Below are 5,316 nucleotides of genomic sequence, written 5' to 3' on the forward strand. Positions count from 1 at the left end.
AATCAAATGGTGTATTAATATCTTTATCAATCTGTTTGGATATACCTATATCTTTATAACTATATTCATTAATAACTAAACTATCATTTAAAACAACTTGATAATCATTACCTTCATTATCTTGCCTAAAGACACTTCTTAATACTTCATGTCTTGATACTATTGATAATATTGATTGCTTAAGAGCTTCTTCATTAACTCCTTCTTTCAAAGATACCAACATTGGTATATGGTAGGCATTACTTCCTCCCTCATACTGCTCTATAAACCATAAACGCTCCTGAGCAAAGGATAATGGATAAATATCTACCTCTAATTTTAGAATCTTATTCTCTATGAACTTTTTAGGAGAATTAATGTCATTAGCATAAAGTAAATTAACTATATTATCTTTATTTAAAGATATATATTGTTTATTTTCTAAACTAGTTAAATCCCTAGGCATATCAATGTAAAGTTTATCATTAAACCATATAGCTCCTCCATGGAGCCTTAAATATTCAAAAAAATCTATAATACTCATTCTAAAATTCCCACCTTACCAGACATTTGTCTATATCTAATTTACTTTTTATATTATCTATTGTTTTGGATGCAAAAATGTCAGCCACACTTATATGCTTATCTAACTCTTTAGATAATCTATGTGATAACTTAATAGCTAATATACTATTACCGCCTAGCTCAAAAAAATCATCATATATTGATATTTCAGATAAACCTAGTATATCTGCAAAAGTCTCAGCAATAAGCTTCTCCTTTTCTGTATAGGATTCTTCTGCTATATATATTTTTTTATCTAACTTACTATCTTGACCTAAGTTATTAAATAGTCTTTTATTTAATTTATAAATATCTAATTTCGACAATACAACTTGCTTAACATTATTATTTATAGCTTCATAAAAGATTCTAGATCCTGTTGATGCATCAAATCCATTTGCTTCAATTAATGAAGCTAGTTTATTTTGCTTAATATTAGAATCCATTTTCTTATGGTTTCTAACCATACCGATGTCTAGCCAACCTGGCCAATTTATAGAAATAATATTTATATTATTAAATTTATTATCTTTAACTAAATAATCTAAATAACTATTTGATGCACAATACTCAAACCTATTAACATCTCCCATAATACTAGCCAATGATGATGTCATAGCTATAAATTTTAATTTACTTATATCTAAAATATTTAAAATATTATTAATTCCATATACCTTAGCTTTTAATGCCTCTTTAACATCACTCAAACTATATTTATCTATAGGGAGTGGTTCTACACCGGCTGTATGGATAATTCCTTGTATATCTCTTGACTCTAACTGCTTTATAGATAATTCATCTGATATATCTATTGCCAATATTTCAAGCGAACAATTATTTATTTTTATTAGCTCTAATATATTAAGCTTTTCTTGAATATATTCTGTGACTTTTAGCTTAGTAATATCTGTCCTACTACTTAAAATAAAATGTATATGATTATGATGCTTTGATATCTCTAATGCTGTTGATAAAGCTACTCCCCCTAAACCTCCTGTTACAAAGATTGTATCTTTATCATTAATAGTTAATTGCTTATTATCTTCTAACGTAATTTTAGAAATTCTTTCTTGCCAAAGTTTATTAAATCTAATTGCTATCGGACTTTCACTTTTATAATAACCTTCTTTACTAACTGTAGATAATATACTAGCCAAGTCATTATTATATCCAATATCTATAATCTGAGCATTTAAATCAGGATTTTCATAATTTATATTTCTTAATGCTCCTACCATACTACCATTACTAGCTGATATATAATCGTTATCACTAAGATTGAATAATCCGCTAGTTAATATTAATAATCTTTTAAATAATTTTACTGGTAATAAGTACTTCTTAATTAAAAATAATGAATAAAAACCATATGATAAATTATCTTCAAGTACATCATTATTTATATAACTAGATATATGAACAATATTTTCTATATTGTTTATGTGATTCGATAATTCTCTATAATGATCCTCACTTATTGGATTAATAGTAATTTGATTATCATTTTGAATAAAATCCTTATTATTTATATCTAATTTAATAAATAAAGGATTAGCTGTTATATCTTTAAATAAATCCTTTTGAGAATCATTCGAGATGAATATTAAAGGGCTAGATAACTTAAATTTAGCTGATTTAATATCATCAATAATTGTCCATTGCGGTGTACTATACCACTTATCTTCTGGCAATATACTTAATTCATCTTGATCAATTACTTTAGGAAGCTTATTAATCCAACATTTTTGAAAATCAAATTGATATGTTGGTAAATTTGTTATAAGGTTAGTACTGTGTTTTAAGCTTTTATTTATCTTTTTTTGTAGATTACTTTGCCACAATATAGCTTCTATACTTTGTTGTGACCTTATATCCCACTCAGCTTTCTGCTTATATGATGGCAGTAACTGTATAGTGTGAATATTTCTATTATTTATATACTTCTTATATTTATCAACAGATGATACTAAACTCTTACCAGGCCCAACCTCTATAAATGTAACTTTATTATTATATTTATTAGATAATCTCTCCACACCTTTTGCAAACTCAACTGTACTTCTAATTTGGCTCTGCCAGTATTCTGGTGTTGTAATATCATCTTGTGATATATCTCCAGTTATATTAGATATTGTTATTTGCTTAGGTTTATTTATTTGTATCCCTTCAAATGCTTCTTTAAACTTATCTGATGCCTCCTGCATTAATCTAGAATGATACCCATGTGAAGTATTAAGCTTAATACTTGGGATAGCTTTATGTCTTAATAAAGCATGTAGATTATCTATATCATTGCTCTCTCCAGAGACCACTATATCTTCTATTGAATTAATAACTGCTATCTCACAATTACTTTGTTGGATATAGTTTTGTATTTCTTCTTTCTCAGCATTTATAGATAACATAGATCCCTCAGGCATAGCCTGCATACATCTACCTCTAGCTATAACTAGTTTAATAGCATCCTCTAATTTAAATACTCCCGATAATGTAGCCGCTACATATTCTCCTATACTATGTCCTATATATGCATCTGCGTTAATACCTAAAGTATTTAAATACTTAGCTAAGCTATACTCTATTACAAATAAACATATCTGTGACCACTCTGTCTGATTTATTAATTCTGAAGCTTCTTTATTATTAAACAAAACTGCTTTTAAATCTTGATCTAAATATTTATCTGCTATCTCTATAGTTTTATTGATTATCTCTTTAAACGATTCATCATTATCATATAGCTCCTTAGCCATACCAAAGTACTGATTACCCTGTCCAGGGAACATAAATATTATTGTATTATCTTCTTCTCTAGGTATTTTAGTATAGTTATTCTTTGTATTAAGACTTTGTATTAGTTCTTCTTTAGAGTTAGCTACAAAGCTACTTCTATAATTAAAGTGCTCTCTTCTATAAGTTAATGTATAGGCTAAATCTCTTAGTGATACTTCATTATTTTCTAAATAATTAGCTAAAGCTTTTTGGTAAGATAATAATGATTTTCTATTCTTAGCTGTAATTGGAATTATATAACATTGATTATCATCATTCGTTATTTGTCTAGCTTCTTGATAATAATCACTTACTACTACATGAGCATTTGTCCCTCCAACTCCAAATGAACTTACTCCTGCTAATCTTGGCTTAGACTTATTAGACAGCCATGGATTATTATCTTTAGATATCTCAAATGGTGTGGACTCTATATTAAGCTCTGGATTCGGCTTATTAAAATTAGGTTGCCCAGGTATCAAGTCATGTTTGAACATCTCTGTTACTTTAATTAACCCAGCAGTTCCTGCTGCTGAATCTGTATGACCTATATTAGCCTTAATAGCTCCTAATATAATTTTCTTATTTTCATTATTATAACCATTATGTTTGAAGGCTTCTTTAAGTGCTTGAACTTCTATAGGATCTCCTAATTTAGTAGCGGTACCATGACATTCTACATAATCAATATCATTAACATCTACTCCTGCCATCTTTTGTGCTGAAATAATACATTCACTTTGACCAACTACTGATGGGGCTGTATATCCTGATTTACGATCGCCATCATTATTAGTAGCATATCCTTTAATTACCCCTAAGATATTATCTTTATCTTTTATTGCATCATCTAATCTCTTAAGTAATACAACGCCTACTCCAGATCCTCCTGTTGTTCCATTAGCATCTGCATCAAATGTTTTACAGTGTCCATCTTCAGATAAAATCATACCTTCTTGATATATATATCCTACTTGATCAGGTAATGATAATGATACTCCTCCTGCTAGAGCCATATTACACTTACCTACTGACAATTTATCACAAGCATCAACTATAGATACTAACCCTGTTGAACAAGCTGTATTAACTGAATGAGCTGGACCAGTCAATCCAAGTAAATATGCAACCTTAGTGGCTAAAGCATCCTTAGAATTAGATGCACTTGCTTCCCATAAGTTAATCTCATCTTTAAGCTCACCATGTAATATATGATCATAGAAATAACTACTACCTCCCATCCCCGCGAAGACGCCTATGATATCCTGCTTTCTTGATTGAGAATAACCACTTTGTTCTAACACATACCAACAATGCTCTATAAATTTACGTATCTGTGGATCTAATTGTTTAGCTTCAATAGGTGATATACCCCAAAAGCTAGGATCAAATAAATCAATTTCTTTAACTCTTCCTGATACTGGAGCATAATTAGGATTATTAAGTAATTCTTCTGATGCTCCTAGCTCTCTGCATTCATCAACATTTAAAAACTCTATTGCTTCGTCATTTGACTCTAATAAGCTCCATAATTGATCTACAGTATTTGTTCCTGTAAACACCCCTGAAGTTCCTATTATAGCTATTTCATGTGAGTTATTAGAAGCTAAACTTGGAAGATTATAATTATCAACTTCAGAACTAACCTTATTAACTAATCCCTTAACCGTGTTATACGTAAATATATCTGCTACTGTTATATCTTTAAATTCTTCAATTTGATTCAGTCTCTGTTTAAGCTTAATGCTTAATATTGAATTTCCACCTAGCCTAAAGAAATTAGCATCAGCACTTATATCAGAAATATCTAATCCTAATACATCTGCAAATATCTCACAAGCTTTAGATTCTAACTCAGTACTTGGAGCTATATAACTATCTTTATTAACAAATTCAGGATCAGGTAATGACTTACGATCTAACTTACCATTTACTGTTAATGGTATTGAGTCAATCTCAACCAATACACTAGGCACCATATACTCTGGTAATACCTTA

The 5,316-nt window shown here is 29.2% G+C and carries 2 protein-coding genes; both read right to left on the bottom strand.

What is annotated here, in order from left to right; all coding sequences use genetic code 11:
* Positions 1–523: condensation domain-containing protein (locus tag F3D62_RS12210; RefSeq protein WP_150468523.1), on the bottom strand; the 523-nt coding region annotated here is incomplete at its 3' end.
* 1 nt (position 524) lies between these two features.
* The gene (locus F3D62_RS12215; protein WP_150468524.1) at positions 525–5,297 is read right to left on the bottom strand and encodes a type I polyketide synthase; all 4,773 of its coding nucleotides are present in this window, start codon (positions 5,295–5,297) and stop codon (positions 525–527) included.
* Positions 5,298–5,316 lie beyond the last annotated feature (19 nt).

The organism is Francisella sp. SYW-9 (assembly GCF_008711465.1).
Classification (GTDB): Bacteria; Pseudomonadota; Gammaproteobacteria; order Francisellales; family Francisellaceae; genus Francisella.